Origin of the sequence: Agrobacterium sp. Ap1, from assembly GCF_017313375.1 — a bacterium.
Classification (GTDB): Bacteria; Pseudomonadota; Alphaproteobacteria; order Rhizobiales; family Rhizobiaceae; genus Neorhizobium; species Neorhizobium cellulosilyticum.
Map to the genome: position 1 here is coordinate 321991 of NZ_JAFLMY010000005.1, position 16747 is coordinate 338737.

A 16747-nucleotide genomic window follows, 5' to 3' on the forward strand; every position below is an offset into this window, starting at 1 on the left:
GCATATCGGATTTACGCCATGCGCTCAGCGCAATGCAGAGACGCAATATCACCGATTGGTGAAATGCATCGTCACCCAGCCGTTTTTCCAGATCGTGGAGAGATGGCGCATGCCTGCACCATTATAGGCGGCGATCACCTTCCAGCGTTGTGCGGCCAGAATTCCCGAAAGGATTACCGATCCGCCCGGCGCCAGATGATGGCCAAGCTCCGGCGCCATTTTCATCAGCGGACGAGCAAGAATATTGGCAATGATCAGATCGAACGGCCCATCCTCACGAAAAGCCGGAGAGTGGAAGCCCGGTGCAGTCTCGACCCGAATACCCGACGCAATACCGTTGCGCCTCACGTTTTCCCGCGCCACACGAACCGCGACCGGATCGATATCGGTTGCAAGAACCGGGATCTTCCTGACCTTGCGCACAGCGATCGCCAGCACACCGCTGCCGGTTCCCAGATCGAGCGCATTCCTGACCTGCCTTGCGCGCAGAACCTTGTCGATCACTTCCAGACAGCCAGCGGTCGTGCCGTGATGACCTGTGCCGAAAGCCTGCCCCGCATCGATCTCGATCGCCACATCGTTTTCGCGAACCTTGTCGCGATCATGCGAGCCATGCACGATGAAACGGCCGGCACGAACAGGCTTCAGCCCCTCAAGCGATTTGGCGATCCAGTCGACATCGGGAATAATTTCACGGGCAATGGACAGATCGGGAAATGGCTCGGCGAGCGCATCCGCAATCCGTTCGCGAACTGCGTCTTCCTCGTCGGCCATCATATAGACCGAGGCTTCCCAGATATCGCGCTTCTCATCCATCTCCGTGGTGGCGATCGCGAAGTCTTCTTCACCGAAGACATCCGAAAGGAGGTCGAGAACTTCGCCTGCCGTTACTTCATTGACTGTCACGTAGAGGCGGATCTCGCTCACGGTCTTCTCTCTCAGCTGATTGTTGCGCAGACCATTGCCACAGAAGCCCTGCGCCATTCAACCGGCAACGCACCCAAACGCCGCCAATCAACCCTTGATCAGATTTGCCAGCTTCTTTTCTGCCGTTTCGGCATTTTCACCATAGGCGATCGTGCCCGCAAACCGCCCCCCCTGATCCAGCAGGAAAACCGACGCCGTGTGATCCATCGTGTAGTCACCATTGGGATCGGCTGCGTCGACCGGCACTTTCTTGGCATAGACCTTGTAGCCCTTGATCATCGCAAGAACGTCGGCGGGCGGTCCTGAAATACCCTTGATGCGATCGGTAACATTGGAGACATAGAGGCCGAGTACCTCCGGCGTATCTCGCTCGGGGTCGACGCTGACGAAATAGCCGTTCAGCTTGGTCCCGTCGGGATCGACCTTGTGCATCCAGCCGTTCAGCTCGAACAAGGTTGTGGGGCAGACTTCCGGGCAATGTGTAAAGCCGAAAAACAAAGCGGTGGGCTTTTCACGAAAAGCCTGCTCGGTAATCGGCTGGCCATTCTGCGCAACCAGACGGAACGGGACACCAAACGGCCCTTCGGCCAGATCCTGCTTTTGCCGTGTTACCTCGAGCGTCAACCACACCAAAACGCCTGCAAGAGCAAAGACCGCAATCCAGAGGGCAATCCGAAGGCTTTTCATGGATTAGTCTCTTAATTCAAAGGAAGAATGCCTCAGGCATAGACACAACCGGTCGCCGGCGCAATTCAACATCCCGTAGTCCAGCAACGGAGCCACAAGATCAAAAGCACCAGGAAAGGGCTGTCTCCCCCGCAGCAAGGAGGATGGAAGAACCGTAGCTGATCCAGCCCCAAAAGCCGGCAAGCGACAGTCCAAGCACGGCAATCCCGATAAGGAGCGTCGCGGGCAGAGCAAAGTGATGGCTGGCGCTTGTTTGCATGCTGCCGTTTTATACGAACAGGAACGGACTGAACAGATAGCCTGCTGCCCGATGTCGCAGACCGAATTCAACCCGGCTACACCAGAAGATTCACCGGTTTTTCACTTCTAGGCGGCAATGATCATTTAAACATGATTCCAGAAGCCCCGCATGTCCGGGCTTTTCAGCCAAACGGAAGAGTTCTGATATGAGCAATGCGATAAAGCAGTCCGGCGCCTATCTCGAGATCGTCTCCTTTCATCTCGGAGACCAGGAATTCTGCATCGACATCATGGCGATCCGCGAAATCCGCGGTTGGGCGCCGGTGACCCCGATGCCGCATACCCCGCCTTATGTCCTCGGCCTCATCAACCTGCGTGGCGCGGTTATACCGGTTATCGACATGGCCTGCCGCCTCGGCATGAAGATGACGGAACCATCCGAGCGTTCCGCGATCATCGTCACCGACATCGGTGGCAAGCTTGTCGGCCTGCTGGTCGAGCAGGTTTCCGACATGATGACGATCAAGAGCGAAGACCTGCAGCCGGCACCGGAAATCATTCCTGAAGCCCAGCGCGACTTCTGCCGCGGCATCGTTGCCCTCGAAAAGACCATGGTCTGCTTCCTGAACCTCGACACTGTCATCGCCGACGAACTATCCCGCGAAGCTGCCTAAGCTCATCATCCGGTCTACATTATGCAAGAACGCCTGGGGTGAACATCACGCCGGGCGTTTTCGTTTGTTTCGGATCACTTCAAAAGTGCGTGTCTCACTCGCATGTGATGGAACAGCAAGTTATTGCAAAATATAATAATTTTATGAAACCTTCCGGGAAACTGCGCGGTTTAGTGCTTGTCAACTCAGACACGATGCGACGAAGAAATGTTCTTCGTCGCGTGAAAGAAAACGACAACAAGGAGAATTGCCATGAAAAAGGCTATTGCACTTGCCGCACTTATTTCCGCTTCCGCCTTCGCAGCCGGCGCGTCTGCCCAGACGATGGATATGCAGAGCCCGGCCACATCGACTGCCGGTGTTACAGTGGTAGATGTGACCAATGACCCGAGCTCTGGCAATGGCAGCCGCCTGCCTCAGTCCGTAAGCAATCCCAGCCCGGATGTGATCCAGAATGCTCAGGCGGAGTTGCAATCCGACCCGGGTCTGGCTGATGCGCTGACAATGCAGAATGTCGAACTGGCCAACGTAATCGCGATCCAGACAGCCGCAGATGGTGGTAAGGTCGTTTACATCCGCTAACGGAAATTCGGTCAAATAAAAAGCCGGACGTGCATGTCACGCCCGGCTTTTCTCATGTGATTTGTGGCACAGTTTCAAGGAGCTGGTTTGCCCTTCGTCCAGGTTACCTGCTGGCCGTAAAGCGGCACCGTGGAAATTGCCATCTTGGCAGAACCTTCCACCACCTGGCGCGAATGTGCCAGATAGATCAGGGTGTCATTGGTCTTGTCATAAATGCGCTTGACCAGCAGATCCTTCCAGATCAGCGACCGCCCCTGACGAAACACTTCCTCGCCACCCTTGTCGAGCTCGATGTCGCCGATCTCGATCGGCCCGGTCTGGCGGCAAGCGATGGAATTGTTGGACGGATCTTCGAACCAGTTCCCGTTCTTCAACCGGTCGATCACACTGCGATCGAAATAGGTGACGTGGCAGGTGACACCTTTCACCTGCGGATCAGGCACAGCTTCGACGATGATATCATTGCCGATCCAGTCAACGCCGACCTTGCCAACCACTTCTGCGACAGCCGGCGCAGCCGCAAGCCCGGTCAGAATAGCAATGGCAGAAAAGAATGAGACACTGCGGCGGTTCAGGCGGGGCATGAGGCAAATCTCCGGTCAACGATCCGCGATCAGAGATAAGGTGCTGCAGACAGCTTGCAAGACGGCTGCGGATTATTCACCTGCCGATCAAAACAGCAGACCGTTTGGGCAGAGTACACGCTTCATAACCGCTGGAGAACAGCCGGCCGGCTTTCATCCCGATGGCAGCAGGAACATCGCGGATTTCGGACAGGTTCAACGTCGATGCGATCGCGATCGTGGCCTCGGCACAGATGGCGGCATCCTCTGCCGCGTTATGATGAAGGAAATTCAGCCCGAGATGCTGCGCCAGGATATTCAGCTTGTGCGAGATCAGATGAGGCCACACCTTCTGAGCCATCTTGACGCTACAGAGATAGGAAAGTTCCGGATAAGACTGGCGATATTGATCGAGACAGGCGCGCCAGACACTGAAGTCGAATGCCGCATTATGAGCGATCATCGTCGCACCGGCAAAATCGTCTGCAAATTCGTCCATCACTTCCGGAAATTCACCGGCATCCTCGACCTGCTCGGGGCGAATTCCGTGGATGCCGATGTTGAACGAAGAAAACCGCATGTCCTTCGGCCGGATCAAACGTTCTTCCACGCGAACGACCCTGCCATTTTCGATCCACGCAAGCCCTACCGAACAGGCGCTTCCACGCTGCTCGTTGGCGGTTTCGAAATCGATCGCGATGGTCTTCAAGCTGAAATTCCGGTTGGACGACTGCGTCGCTTTTAGGCCGGGCAACGCGATTCGGCAAAGAGCCGCATATGCGGCCGCTTGACCTGTTTCCACATTCATGGCCAAATCCGGATCATGATCAGCTTTATCGCCCTTACCCATATGACCGTGACCATTCGCCCTGCAGGGCGCGTGGCGGGTTTGGCGCTTTAGCCGGCATCCGTCCACCACCCTGCCTCATGATGGCAGGGTCGGCATTGTTCCGCTCTGCTTGGGCAAAACCAAAGAGAGCGACATGAGCGAACTTGAAAATCCTCCACCATTGGCGAAAGATGCAGCCTGGGCCCAAAACCTCGTCATACGGGCAAGACGGCCGTCAGATGCCGAAGGAATAGTGACGCTGCACAATCTCCCGGGCTATCGGTACGGCACGCTGCGCATCCCGCACCATACGCCCGATGAAATCCGCAAGGGTATTGAAAATCAGCCGGCAAACGCCACGAGCCTGATCGCTCTCCTCGACGGCAGGATTGTCGGCGATACCGGATTGACGCGGCTCTCCAATCGTCGTGTCCACGTCGGAAGTATCGGCATGGGTGTTCACGATGCCTATATCGGCAAGGGGATCGGCCGAGCGCTAATAGGAGAAGTCCTCGCCCTTGCCGACAACTGGTTCAACCTGCGTCGCGTCGAACTGACGGTCTATACGGACAACGAACCAGCCATCCGTCTCTATGAGAAGAACGGGTTCGTCACCGAAGGCCTCATGAAGGAATTCGCTTTTCGAGACGGCAGCTATGTCGATGCCTATTGCATGGCACGGATCAAAACCTGACGATCAGCCACCGATAAAGGTGAGCCACTCATCCTCCGTCATCACTTCGACGCCGAGTTCCCGAGCCTTGTCGAGCTTGGAACCGGCGCCGGGGCCAGCGACGACATAGTCGGTCTTCTTCGATACGGAACCGGCCACCTTCGCCCCAAGGCCTTCAGCACGAGCCTTGGCTTCATCGCGTGTAAACCGCTCTAGCGAACCGGTGAATACAACAGTCTTGCCCGCCACCGGGCTGTCGGCAGCTGCAACCTGCTCCGCAGCCTGCGGCGTCACCTCTTCGATCAATCGATTGATGACATCGAGATTGCGAGGCTCCTTGAAGAATTCGACGATGGCGCGGGCGACGATCTCACCAATGCCCTCGATATTGTTCAAGTCCTGCCATGCGTCACCGGTCAGTGATGACGCATCCTTCATCGCCCGATCGAATGCTTCATAAGTGCCGTAATGGCGGGCAAGCAGTTTTGCAGTCGTCTCGCCGACATGGCGGATACCGAGTGCATAGATGAAGCGATTGAGCGCTATCGAACGGCGTTCATCGATCGCATCGAACAGTTTTCTGACGCTGACCCTGCCAAAACCCTCGATGTTTTCGAGTTTTATCAACGGCGAGGCTTCCTGCCGCTTCTTCAGCGTGAATATGTCGGGCGCAGTGCGAACCTGCAGTGCAGGATCTTCGCTCTCAAAGAAGAAGTCCACCTGCTTCGTGCCCAGCCCCTCGATATCGAAGGCATTGCGCGAGACGAAATGTTTCAGATGTTCGGTTGCCTGCGCACGGCAGACGAAACCGCCGGTGCAGCGTGTGACCGAATCGAGCTTGCCGGTCTTTCCATTTTTCTCGCGTACCGCATGACTGCCGCAGACCGGGCATTTGGTAGGAAACTCGTATTTCTTCGCATCAGCCGGGCGCTTCTCCATCACCACGTCAAGCACCTGCGGGATGACATCCCCTGCCCGCTGAACGATGACGGTATCGCCGATGCGGATATCATGCTCCTCTTCCCGGATCCGCTCGCCGGAATTGCCGATACCTTCGATGTAATCGGCATTGTGCAGCGTCGCATTGGTGACAACCACACCGCCGACAGTAATCGGCGTCAGCCGCGCAACCGGCGTCAACGCACCCGTTCGGCCAACCTGGATATCGATATTCTCGACGGTAGTGAACGCTTGCTCGGCCGGAAACTTGTGCGCCGTTGCCCAGCGCGGCGAACGCGAGCGAAAACCGAGGCGGGCCTGCAGATCCAGCCGATCGACCTTGTAGACGACGCCATCGATATCGTAATCGAGTTCCGGGCGCGCAAGGCCGATCTCGTGATAATGCGCCAGAACGTCATCGACCGAATTCAGCCGCTTCATCAGCGGGTTCACCGGAAAGCCCCAATCCTTGAAGGTCTGCACCATCTCGTACTGGCTCTTCGGCAAGTCGTTTGGCTCGGAAATCTCTCCCCAGGCATAGGCGAAGAATTTCAGTTTACGACTTTCGGTCACCTTGGCATCAAGCTGTCGCAAGGAGCCTGCCGCGGTGTTGCGCGGATTGACGTAAAGCTGCTTGCCCTGCGCCTCCATCTCTGCGTTGAGCGCCAGAAAGTCGCTCTTGGCCATATAGACCTCACCACGCACCTCGACGACTGCTGGTACGCCCTTGGGCAGGCGCTGAGGGATTTCCTTGATCGTCTTCACATTGGCGGTGACGTTTTCACCTGTCGTCCCGTCGCCGCGCGTGGCGGCATTGACGAGAACACCTTCTTCGTAGCGGATCGACATGGATAAGCCGTCGATCTTCGGTTCGGCTGTAAAGGCGATCGAGTTATCTGGCAGCTGCCCGAGGAAACGATAGACCGAATTGACGAAATCGCGCACATCCTCGTCGGAAAACGTGTTGTCGAGAGACAGCATCGGCCGGGCATGGGTGATCGGAGCAAAGGTGGCAAGTGGTGCGGCACCGACAGTGATCGAAGGACTATCCGAGCGGATAAGCTGCGGAAAGCGTTCTTCGATGGCAAGGTTTCGACGCTTCAGTGCATCGTACTCGGCGTCGGAGATCTCCGGCGCATCCTTGGCGTGGTACAGTTCGTCGTGATGGGCCAGCTCTTTCGCCAGCCGCTCCAGTTCGGCAGCAGCCGTATGTTCGGTCAGCGTTTCGATTGGGGTCTGATCGGCGGCCATGCGGGAATCTCCATCTTCACCGCTTTTCTAGTGCAATCACCATGGATTGGAAGAACCACGTCATCTCGGAGAGTGGAAAACACGCCACGATCTTGAGGCCGTCAAATATCGAAAGCCGGTGTTAGCCGCTGCCGGATAAAAGCGCCGCGGCAGCAGCCCTAGCCTCGTCAGTCACAGAAGCACCGGAGAGCATCCTGGCAATCTCCTCGGCGCGATGTTCAGGAGCCATGGTCGCAACGCGCGTAGCGATCTTTTCGGAACCGTCGGCCGCCGGTCCCTTCGAGATCAGGAGATGCGTCGCGGCGCGTGCCGCCACCTGCGGCGCATGCGTAACGGAAAGAACCTGGACCGTCGATGACAACCGTTTCAGACGCTGACCGATGGCGTCGGCCACCGCGCCGCCGACACCCGTATCGATCTCGTCAAATACCAAAGTCGGTGCCGAACCGCGGTCGGCAAGAGCCACCTTCAGCGCCAGCAGGAAACGGGAAAGCTCGCCACCCGAAGCCACCTTCATGATCGGGCCGGGGCGCGTGCCCGGGTTGGTCTGCACGTGGAATTCGACCGTATCAATCCCCTCGGCAGCAGCCGTCTCGGGATCGGCGGTAACCTCGACCATGAAGCGTGCACGCTCAAGCTTCAATGCCGGCAGTTCGGCCATGACGGCGGCAGCAAGCGATTCGGCACCAGCCTTGCGCTTATCTGAAAGCACAGCGGCTGCGCGATCGAACTCTTCCTTGGCAGCGGCAGCGATCTTCTCCAACTGCCCGAGCTTCTCTTCACCGGCATCGAGATCGGCGAGATCAGCCACCATCTTTTCGGCCAGCGCCGGCAGATCGACCACGGCGACAGAATATTTGCGGCCAGCGGCGCGCAGAGCGAAAAGCCGCTCCTCGACGCGCTCCAGTTCACGCGGATCGAACTCAGTGCGCCGAAGCGCCGCCTCGACCTCCATCTGCGCATTCGAGAGATGATTGAGCGCCTGATCCAGAAGCTCCACAATCTCTTCCAGAAGACCTGGCGCCTCATGGCTCTTGCGTTCCAGACGGCGCACCATGGACGCAATCATCGGGACTGGTGAGGCATTGCCGTTGAGGAATTCTGAAGCCTCGGAAATGTCACCGGCAATTCGCTCGGACTTTTGCATCTTCGAGCGATGTTCGGCGAGCTCTTCCTCTTCGCCGTCGCGCGGCGAAAGCGCTTCCAGCTCTTCGACCGAGGCACGGATATAATCGGCCTCGCGGGCCGCAGCTTCCACCTTGGCGCGGTGCGCCTTGAAAGCACGCTCGGCATCACGCCATGTGCGATAGAGACCGCTGACTTGCTGCACCTCGTCGGACAAGCCCGCAAAGGCATCGAGCAGCATGCGGTGTGTATTGGTGTCGATCAGGGCGCGGTCGTCATGCTGGCCGTGGATTTCCACGAGCACCTGGCCGACCTGCCGCATCAACTGCACGCTGACCGGCTGGTCGTTGATCGACGCGCGCGTGCGCCCGTCCGCCGACTGGATCCTGCGGAAGATCAGATCGCCATCGTCATCGATGCCGTTTTCCTTGAGGAGTTTTCGTGCAGCGTGCTGGCCCGGCACATCGAAGACGGCCGTTACCTGCCCTTTGTCTTCGCCATGGCGCACGAGACCACCGTCACCACGACCACCAAGTGCCAGCGAAAGACTATCGAGCAGGATGGACTTCCCGGCGCCGGTTTCACCCGTCAGCACCGAGAGCCCGGCCTCGAAACCGAGATCGAGCCGCTCGATCAGAACGATATCGCGGATCGACAACTGGATCAGCATGTAGCCTCGTTATTGACCTCTGGTCTCTCAGGCGCCGATGAGCTTGGCACCGGCGCGCGAAATCCAGGACCCCCTGTTTTCGCGCGGCTCGACACCACCCGAATGCAGCAGCTTGTAGCTATCGGCATACCACTGGCTATCCGGATAGTTCCGTCCAAGCACAGCTGCAGCCGTCTGCGCCTCTTCTACGATGCCCATACGATAATAGGTCTCGGTCAGACGCGCCAAAGCCTCTTCCACCTGATTGGTGTTGGGATAGGTTTCGACAACATTGCGAAAACGCTGGATGGCGGCAAGGTATTCTTTACGCTCGAGATAATAACGGCCGATCTGCATTTCCTTGCCGGCCATCTGGTCGCGCGCGAATCGAATCTTCGCCTGCGCGTCCTCGACATATTCCGAGTTCGGATAATCGTTTACGACCTTGCTCATCGCAGCGATCGTATTTGCCGCGGCCTTCTGGTCCTGCGTCACGTCGGAAATCTGCTTGGAATACGAAAGGCCAACCAGATACTGGACATAGGCCGAGTCCTGCGACTTCGGATACTGGCTGAGATAACGGTTACCGACCGAGATCGCATCGTCGTTACGGCCCATGCGCTGCTTGACGAAAGTGCTCATCACAAGCGCCTTGCGGCCCCATTCGGTAAACGGGTTCTGCTTGTCGATAGCATCGAACTTGCGCCCAGCTTCGGCCATGTTGCCGGCCTTCATGTTCGCAAGGCCCTGATTATACAATATCTCCGGGGACTCGGCTTCGAAGCCAAGCTTCGTTATATCGATGTCCTTGTCGGATTGGCATGAAGCCAAGCCAACCCCGGTCCCGATGAGTGCAATCGCCAGGAGGCCGATCCTCGTAAAGCTACGCATTTCTACAGACTTTCCATCAGCCATCCGACAGTCCCTGATCGTCCCCGCGTGAAACTACTCGTGCCCAGCGGCGTACTAGCCATAAAAGCATGGTCAGGGCAACGCAATGGGTCGGCATTAATGCATTTTTGTGGCGATCACTGCCAGCAAGTGCCTTTTATGAAAAGAAAAAGGCCGCTCCTTGCGGAACGGCCAGTCTGACGGAGATTATAAAATTCAGGCAAACCAGGGAGCACATTCCGTCATGCTGACGGGAACGAACTCACCAGCACGAACACGTGTGGCAACAGAAGACGGGGCCTCGACCACTTCATAGGCGGTCGAGTCGCTCAGAAGAGCCTTCAGCGCATTTGCATTCATCTTGTGTCCGCCGCGATAGGAGCGGTAGCAACCAATGAACTGCGCTCCTGCAAGAGCCAGATCGCCAACGGCATCCAGCGTCTTGTGACGAACGAACTCATCCTTGGCGTAACGCAGGCCTTCGACGTTCACGACAGTTTCATCGTCGGAAATCACGACCGAGTTTTCCAGCGAAGACCCAAGTGCATAACCTGCAGCCCACAGACGCTCGACATCACGCATGAAGCCGAAGGTGCGGGCGCGCGAAAGCTCGGACTTGAAAGTTGCAGCAGTCAGGTCACCCTTCCAGCTCTGACGACCAATCAACGAAGACGGGAAATCGATTTCCACTTCGAATCGGGTGCCATCATAGGGGCGGAACTCGGACCAGGATGCGCCTGATTCGATTCGCACCGGCTTGATGACGCGAATGTAACGACGCTTGATCCCGAGATTGACCGTGCCGACCTGTTCGATCGCCTCGATGAAGGGATAGGAGCTGCCGTCCATGATCGGCATTTCGGCGCCATCGACTTCGACGATGATGTTGTCGATGCCCATTGCATAGAGCGCAGCCATGACATGCTCGATGGTCGCAACCCACTTGACTGGCGACACGCCGAGCACGGTGCAGAGATCCGTCGGGCCGACCTGCGACGACACGGCACGATATTCGACCGAAGTGCCGTCTTCGAGATTACGGCTGAACACAATACCGGTTCCGGCTTCCGCCGGCTGGAACGTAATCATCACCGGCGCTCCGGAATGCACACCGATGCCGCTCAACGTAACCGGAGCAGCAATCGTTGCCTGAAATCCGAGCAATCCAATTGTCATTAACGTAAGCCTTCTTGATTCCGTCGCACCCGTGATCAGCAGGTCCGTATTCGCATTCCGTTGAAACGAACGAATTGTTCCAACTCTGTCAGCGTCTAAATACGCATGCTCTACGCTGTTTCCAAATCACTGTTCGTTTCGGATTGTTACGGTTTTCTAACAACGTCACCATCCTTGGCCGCGACATACTTTTCATCGCGTAAACATCTGATTGGAAAGGTTATTTTTCCACAATTAATATGCTCAACTTAAAAAGGCCCGGATGCTGATCACCCGGGCCTCTTCAACTTTGTTATACGCCGTTAACTCAGTTCGACTGGCGGCGCAGGAAGGCCGGAATTTCGAGCTGATCGTCCTCGTGGCTCGCCTGCGGAGCAACACGCCCACGGTCATCGAGATTGCCGCGACGCGGGGCATAGAGGCTGGCTTCTGCCGAAAGCGGACGACGCTGGGGAACAGGAGCTGAAGCAGTCATGTCCGACTGGACCTGCTCTTCCTCTTCCCGGCGACCGAGCGAATTGGTGATCCGCTTTAGGAGGCCCATCGGTCCACGCTCTTCCTGAACATGGGCCGTCGCCTGGGCGCGATGTTCCATCTCAGCCTTCACGACCGGCGGAAAATCTTCCACCTTCGGCATGCGAACCGGCTCCATGACAGGTTCGCGATAAACAGGCTCATGCTGAACCGGCTGTGCCATGCGAGGAGCCGGCTGGCTCATAACCGGTGCAGCGGCGGACGCCGGCTGATGGTAAGCCGGAGCCGGCTGAGGTGCCGGCTGAACCGGACGGGTCATGACCGGTGCGGGAGCCGGAGCTTCTGCAACCGGAGCTGCGAAGAGACGGCTCTGCGGACGGAACTCGTCCTGCTGCGGCTGCGGTGCCGGAGCAACGGGCGTCGGGATTGCAAGAACCTGTTCCATTTCAGCTTCCGCCTGGCGGATAGTCTCTGCGATCGGGTCGGCAGCCTTCGGTGCCTGGGGGGCCTGCATCATGACAGGCTGAGCTGCGGCCGGAGCCGGAGCAACGGCCGCGGAAGGACGGATAATCGGCTTCTGAGCGGCGCGCATTTCAGCGGCACGCAGGTCGACTTCGCCATGAGCGCGATCGATACCGGTTGCAACGACGGAGACGCGGATGAGGCCTTCAAGTGCTTCATCGAAGGTCGCACCGAGGATGATGTTGGCATCCGGATCGACTTCTTCGCGAATACGGGTAGCCGCTTCGTCGACTTCGAAGAGAGTAAGGTCGCGACCACCGGTGATCGAGATCAGCAGGCCCTGAGCGCCCTTCATCGAGGTCTCGTCGAGCAGCGGGTTGGCGATCGCGGCTTCGGCAGCCTGCAGAGCGCGGCCCGAACCGGAAGCTTCGCCCGTACCCATCATTGCACGGCCCATCTCGCGCATGACAGAGCGAACGTCAGCGAAGTCGAGGTTGATCAGGCCTTCCTTGACCATCAGGTCGGTGATGCAGGCAACGCCCGAATAGAGAACCTGGTCGGCCATCGCGAATGCGTCGGCAAAGGTCGTCTTGTCATTGGCGATACGGAACAGGTTCTGATTCGGAATGACGATCAGCGTGTCGACCGACTTCTGCAGTTCCTGAATACCCTGCTCGGCCAGACGCATGCGGCGACCGCCTTCGAAGTGGAACGGCTTGGTGACGACGCCGACTGTCAGGATGCCCTTGTTGCGGGCAGCCTGCGCAACGACCGGAGCAGCACCGGTACCGGTACCACCACCCATGCCTGCGGTCACGAAGCACATGTGGGTGCCGTTGAGATGATCGATGATCTCATCGAGGCATTCTTCAGCGGCAGCGCGGCCGACTTCCGGCTGCGAGCCGGCGCCGAGACCTTCGGTGACCTGCACACCCATCTGGATGATGCGCTCGGCCTTGGTCATGGTCAGTGCCTGAGCATCAGTATTGGCAACGACGAAATCGACGCCTTCGAGCCCGGCAGTGATCATGTTGTTGACGGCGTTACCGCCGCCGCCACCCACGCCGAAAACAGTGATCCGAGGCTTCAGCTCGGTGATGTCAGGCTTGTTCAGCTTGATCGTCATTGTACCTTTTCCTTCTGCTTTTGGTCGCGTCGCCGAGCTGACCAATTCTTTTCCAATTCACTTTGACAAGGGAGGGGCTGTCCCCCTGGTCAAAAACTCTCTTTCAGCCACTGTCCCATGCGGGCCAAACGACCGGTTCCGTTGCCGAACGAACCGATGAGGCCGCCCTGCGATGCATGCGTTTCCATATCCGCCACCTGCGGATAGATGATCAGTCCCACTGCGGTGGAGAACGCCGGGCCCTTGGCTGCCGCCGGAAGACCGGAGACACCCATCGGACGACCGATGCGAACATTGCGGGCGAGAATCCGCCGTGCCGTTTCCGGCAGGCCGGTCAGCTGGCTGGCGCCACCCGTCAATACGACCCGCTTTCCGACAATCGGGCTGAAACCCGACTTCTGGATGCGGTCACGAATAAGTTCCAGCGTCTCTTCGATGCGGGCGCCAACGATACGGGTAACCAGCGAGCGCGGCACCTGGGTCGGCTGATCGCGATCATCCTCGCCGATCGGCGGTACGGAGATCACGTCACGTTCATCGCCACCATTGGCGAGTGCCGAACCATGTACGACTTTCATGCGCTCGGCATCTTCTATCCGAGTCGATAGGCCTCGCGCCAGATCAGTTGTGACATGATGGCCACCAAGACCGATTGCATCCGTATGAACGAGCTTGCCTTCGCAGAAAACAGAGATCGTCGTCGTGCCGCCGCCCATGTCGATGGCTGCGCAGCCGAGTTCTACTTCGTCGTCGACCAGGGCAGCAAGACCGCTGGCATAAGGTGTAGCCACCATGCCCTCGACCGATAGATGCGCACGATTGACGCAAAGCTCGAGGTTTTTCAGCGTGATGCGTTCAGCGGTGACGAAATGCATGTCGACACCCAGTTCATCGCCATACATCGACAGCGGATCACGGATGCCGCGCTCGCCATCCAGCGAGAAGCCGGTGGGCAGCGAGTGAAGGATGGCGCGATCATGCCGCTGCGACTGGTTGCTTGCCGCCACCAGAACCTTGCGAAGATCGGAATTCTCGACTTCCTGGCCACCAAGATCGATGGTCGCAGTATAGACATCGCTTGCCAGACGGCCGGCGGAAACGTTGACGATCAGGCTGTCGACGGTGAGGCCAGCCATGCGCTCGGCAGCGTCGACGGCAAGCCGGATAACGCTTTCGGCTGCATCGAGGTCGGCGATCACACCTGACTTCACACCACGTGAACGCTGATGGCCGATGCCGATGATCTCGATGTGATGCGTGCGGCCCGGAAGGATTTGGCTTTCCTGGCGCGGAGTGAGGCGGGCAATCATGCACACGACCTTGGTCGATCCGATATCCAGAACCGACACGACGTGGCTGCGCTTCGATGACAGGGGCTTCATACGCGGCATACCGAATTGGGAGGAACCGAACATATTCACGATTTCGCTCCAGCTTTTTTCAGGGCCTTGGTACGAGCGTCGAGCGCTTGCTCACGACGCTCCACCGCAGCGGAAGTCAATTGAATGGTTGTGCGATCTTCAAGACGAAGGTCTACCGCAGCGACATCGCGCTCCAGCACACCCTGCTCTTTTTCCAGTTTGGACAAGAGAGCCAGAGCAGACGGGATACGCTCTTCCGGAAGTTTGAGAACGATGCCGTTATCGAGATGCAGATCCCAACGGCGGCTGGAAACCCGGACATAGGCCCGCACGCGGCTTGCAATCTCAGGCCACTTGTCCATTTCCTGCGCGAAGGATGCGGCAGCAATCTCTGCATCACGACCGACGAACAGGGGCAAGGAGGCAAACTTGTTGTCCTTGAGTGGCGCGATAACCGATCCGTTCTTTTCGATCAACGACAGTTCGGATCCGTGCTGCCAGATGGCGAAAGCCTTGCGCTCCTTGAGCATGACCTCGATCGTGCGCGGATAAACCTTGCGCACTTCCGCATATTCGACCCAAGGCAGCTCGGACAGCTTGCGCCTTGCGGCATCGATATCCAGCGCAACCAGTGACGTCGTGCCATCGAGACCGAGAAGCTGAAGAATGTCGATTTCCGAAGTCTGATCGTTACCCGAGACCCGAACGTCTTCGATCGCGAATCCGACCGCAGCAGTTGTGGACTGGGCCACAACATGACCGTGACCACCGAGAGACATGCCATAGAGACCTACGGCCGCGAAAAACGCGAAGGTGGATAGCGTGCCGGCATGCGCCGGAATATCGATCCTGCCGGTGGCAAGACTGACCGCAAAGCGCACGACGCGACGCAGTGGCCGCGGCAAAACGCGACGATCGTCAGCGCCCACCACGCCGGAAGCAGCGCGACGATGCGATCCACCAGCCATTTTGCCGATCACCGTAGACAAGAAGCGTCCTCCACCATCCAGCGAACAAGCTCACCGAAGGAATAACCCGCATGAGCAGCCATTTCAGGCACGAGAGATGTCGGGGTCATTCCAGGCTGGGTATTGACCTCAAGCCAGATGACTTCACCTTCACCGGAGAACCGATCATCGAAGCGAAAGTCGGAGCGACTCACGCCACGGCAACCGATAGCCTCGTGCGCCTTGACCGCCCATGCTTGTATTTTTTGGTAAATATTCGGTGAAATCTGCGCCGGAATGACGTGTTTTGAACCACCGGCAACATACTTGGCGTCGTAATCGTAGAATCCCGGACCAGTCGGGACGACCTCCGTGACACCGAGAGCCTGACCATTCATGACCCCACAGGTCAGTTCACGACCATAGACATAACGCTCGACCATCACCTCGTCGCCGTAGCGCCATTCAGGCGACGTCACGATCTGCGGCGGATGGGACTGATCCTCACGAACGATCACAACACCGAAAGAAGACCCTTCACGAACCGGCTTGACCACATAGGGCGCAGGCATGGGATGAACATTGGTGAAATCCTTGCGATCCATGACAAGCGCATCGGCAACAGGCACGCCTGCAGCCTTGGCAACATGCTTTGCCTGGGCCTTATCCATGGCCAACGCAGAGGCCAGCACACCCGAATGCGTGTAAGGAATTTCCAGGTATTCGAGCACACCCTGGATAGTCCCGTCTTCACCGAAGGGGCCATGAAGAGCGTTAAATGCAACATCGGGCCGAAGACCAGCCAGCACGGAACCGACATCACGCCCGACGTCGACACGCGTCACCCGATAACCTTCGCCCTCAAGCGCATCCGCACAAGCGTTGCCGGACGACAGGCTGACAGGCCGCTCGGAGGAAAACCCTCCCATCAGAACAGCCACGTGCTTGCCACTCATCCATCACCTCTTGAAAAAGAACAATTCCCGGATTTCGAACCTCTCCCGCCTCTTGCGGCCAGCGACTCTCACCGAACTCGTCCCTCATTGGTGCAGCAAAATGGTTAACAAATCGTTTACTTTGCTTAACGAGGCAACCCAATACACTGAAAACAAAGGATAAAATTACGAAGGAAATAGTTAACGCGACACTTGAGGAAATCACAGATTACGGC

Annotated in this window: 16 protein-coding genes; 3 read left to right on the plus strand and 13 right to left on the minus strand. The window is 57.7% G+C overall.

Annotated elements, in window-relative coordinates; genetic code table 11:
- Positions 1–48 precede the first annotated feature (48 nt).
- The 3 genes from JZX87_RS13035 to JZX87_RS13045 form a co-directional block, all read right to left on the minus strand.
- Positions 49–927, minus strand: coding sequence for a 50S ribosomal protein L11 methyltransferase (locus JZX87_RS13035; RefSeq protein WP_206825997.1), 879 nt, complete (start codon positions 925–927; stop codon positions 49–51).
- Positions 928–1014: 87 nt separating this feature from the next.
- Positions 1015–1614, minus strand: coding sequence for an SCO family protein (locus JZX87_RS13040; RefSeq protein ID WP_148147628.1), 600 nt, complete (start codon positions 1612–1614; stop codon positions 1015–1017).
- Positions 1615–1714: 100 nt separating this feature from the next.
- Positions 1715–1873: a hypothetical protein gene (locus JZX87_RS13045; RefSeq protein ID WP_206825998.1), complete on the minus strand. Its 159-nt coding sequence runs from the start codon at positions 1871–1873 to the stop codon at positions 1715–1717.
- Positions 1874–2060: 187 nt separating this feature from the next.
- Between JZX87_RS13045 and JZX87_RS13050 the strand changes: the two genes are divergently transcribed.
- Positions 2061–2528 (plus strand): chemotaxis protein CheW, encoded by a 468-nt coding sequence (locus tag JZX87_RS13050; RefSeq protein WP_112503741.1) that lies wholly within the window; start codon positions 2061–2063, stop codon positions 2526–2528.
- 252 nt (positions 2529–2780) lie between these two features.
- The gene (locus JZX87_RS13055) at positions 2781–3110 is read left to right on the plus strand and encodes a hypothetical protein (RefSeq protein ID WP_206825999.1); all 330 of its coding nucleotides are present in this window, start codon (positions 2781–2783) and stop codon (positions 3108–3110) included.
- Positions 3111–3184: 74 nt separating this feature from the next.
- Here JZX87_RS13055 and JZX87_RS13060 read toward each other — a convergent pair whose 3' ends face one another.
- On the minus strand, positions 3185–3694 hold the full coding sequence (locus JZX87_RS13060) for a CreA family protein (RefSeq protein ID WP_206826000.1): 510 nt from the start codon (positions 3692–3694) through the stop codon (positions 3185–3187).
- Positions 3695–3770: 76 nt separating this feature from the next.
- Complete coding sequence (locus JZX87_RS13065; protein ID WP_246435740.1) at positions 3771–4382, minus strand: 3'-5' exonuclease; 612 nt, start codon at positions 4380–4382, stop codon at positions 3771–3773.
- Positions 4383–4656: 274 nt separating this feature from the next.
- Here JZX87_RS13065 and JZX87_RS13070 point away from each other — a divergent pair, with 274 nt between their 5' ends.
- Positions 4657–5196, plus strand: a complete 540-nt coding sequence (locus tag JZX87_RS13070) for a GNAT family N-acetyltransferase (RefSeq protein ID WP_206826006.1) — start codon at positions 4657–4659, stop codon at positions 5194–5196.
- A gap of 3 nt (positions 5197–5199) precedes the next feature.
- Here JZX87_RS13070 and ligA read toward each other — a convergent pair whose 3' ends face one another.
- The 8 genes from ligA to JZX87_RS13110 all read right to left on the minus strand — a co-directional run bounded on the left by ligA (position 5200) and on the right by JZX87_RS13110 (position 16532).
- Entirely contained in the window at positions 5200–7365 is a 2166-nt protein-coding gene (gene ligA / locus JZX87_RS13075; protein WP_206826007.1) for an NAD-dependent DNA ligase LigA, read from the minus strand.
- A 121-nt stretch (positions 7366–7486) separates the two neighbouring features.
- Positions 7487–9160 carry a DNA repair protein RecN gene (recN, locus tag JZX87_RS13080; protein WP_206826008.1) on the minus strand — a complete coding sequence of 558 codons (1674 nt, stop codon included), beginning with the start codon at positions 9158–9160 and terminating at the stop codon, positions 7487–7489.
- Between the two features lie 27 nt (positions 9161–9187).
- Positions 9188–10030, minus strand: coding sequence for an outer membrane protein assembly factor BamD (locus tag JZX87_RS13085; RefSeq protein WP_148147621.1), 843 nt, complete (start codon positions 10028–10030; stop codon positions 9188–9190).
- Between the two features lie 216 nt (positions 10031–10246).
- Entirely contained in the window at positions 10247–11206 is a 960-nt protein-coding gene (lpxC, locus tag JZX87_RS13090; protein ID WP_148147620.1) for a UDP-3-O-acyl-N-acetylglucosamine deacetylase, read from the minus strand.
- Positions 11207–11513: 307 nt separating this feature from the next.
- Complete coding sequence (gene ftsZ, locus JZX87_RS13095; protein WP_183821481.1) at positions 11514–13268, minus strand: cell division protein FtsZ; 1755 nt, start codon at positions 13266–13268, stop codon at positions 11514–11516.
- An 89-nt stretch (positions 13269–13357) separates the two neighbouring features.
- Positions 13358–14689, minus strand: a complete 1332-nt coding sequence (ftsA, locus tag JZX87_RS13100; protein WP_148147618.1) for a cell division protein FtsA — start codon at positions 14687–14689, stop codon at positions 13358–13360.
- Positions 14686–15597, minus strand: coding sequence for a cell division protein FtsQ/DivIB (locus JZX87_RS13105; protein ID WP_148147680.1), 912 nt, complete (start codon positions 15595–15597; stop codon positions 14686–14688). Before JZX87_RS13105 ends, ftsA begins: the two co-directional genes overlap by 4 nt.
- A gap of 8 nt (positions 15598–15605) precedes the next feature.
- Positions 15606–16532: a D-alanine--D-alanine ligase gene (locus JZX87_RS13110; protein WP_206826009.1), complete on the minus strand. Its 927-nt coding sequence runs from the start codon at positions 16530–16532 to the stop codon at positions 15606–15608.
- Positions 16533–16747: the final 215 nt, after the last annotated feature.

Coding starts and splice junctions, on each gene's coding strand:
- lpxC (WP_148147620.1), bottom strand. CDS start 11,206: ATGACAATTGGATTGCTCGGATTTCAGGCAACGATTGCTGCTCCGGTT.
- ligA (WP_206826007.1), bottom strand. CDS start 7,365: ATGGCCGCCGATCAGACCCCAATCGAAACGCTGACCGAACATACGGCT.
- JZX87_RS13070 (WP_206826006.1), top strand. CDS start 4,657: ATGAGCGAACTTGAAAATCCTCCACCATTGGCGAAAGATGCAGCCTGG.
- JZX87_RS13085 (WP_148147621.1), bottom strand. CDS start 10,030: ATGCGTAGCTTTACGAGGATCGGCCTCCTGGCGATTGCACTCATCGGG.
- recN (WP_206826008.1), bottom strand. CDS start 9,160: ATGCTGATCCAGTTGTCGATCCGCGATATCGTTCTGATCGAGCGGCTC.
- ftsZ (WP_183821481.1), bottom strand. CDS start 13,268: ATGACGATCAAGCTGAACAAGCCTGACATCACCGAGCTGAAGCCTCGG.
- JZX87_RS13055 (WP_206825999.1), top strand. CDS start 2,781: ATGAAAAAGGCTATTGCACTTGCCGCACTTATTTCCGCTTCCGCCTTC.
- JZX87_RS13050 (WP_112503741.1), top strand. CDS start 2,061: ATGAGCAATGCGATAAAGCAGTCCGGCGCCTATCTCGAGATCGTCTCC.
- JZX87_RS13060 (WP_206826000.1), bottom strand. CDS start 3,694: ATGCCCCGCCTGAACCGCCGCAGTGTCTCATTCTTTTCTGCCATTGCT.
- JZX87_RS13045 (WP_206825998.1), bottom strand. CDS start 1,873: ATGCAAACAAGCGCCAGCCATCACTTTGCTCTGCCCGCGACGCTCCTT.
- JZX87_RS13105 (WP_148147680.1), bottom strand. CDS start 15,597: ATGGCTGGTGGATCGCATCGTCGCGCTGCTTCCGGCGTGGTGGGCGCT.
- JZX87_RS13040 (WP_148147628.1), bottom strand. CDS start 1,614: ATGAAAAGCCTTCGGATTGCCCTCTGGATTGCGGTCTTTGCTCTTGCA.
- JZX87_RS13110 (WP_206826009.1), bottom strand. CDS start 16,532: ATGAGTGGCAAGCACGTGGCTGTTCTGATGGGAGGGTTTTCCTCCGAG.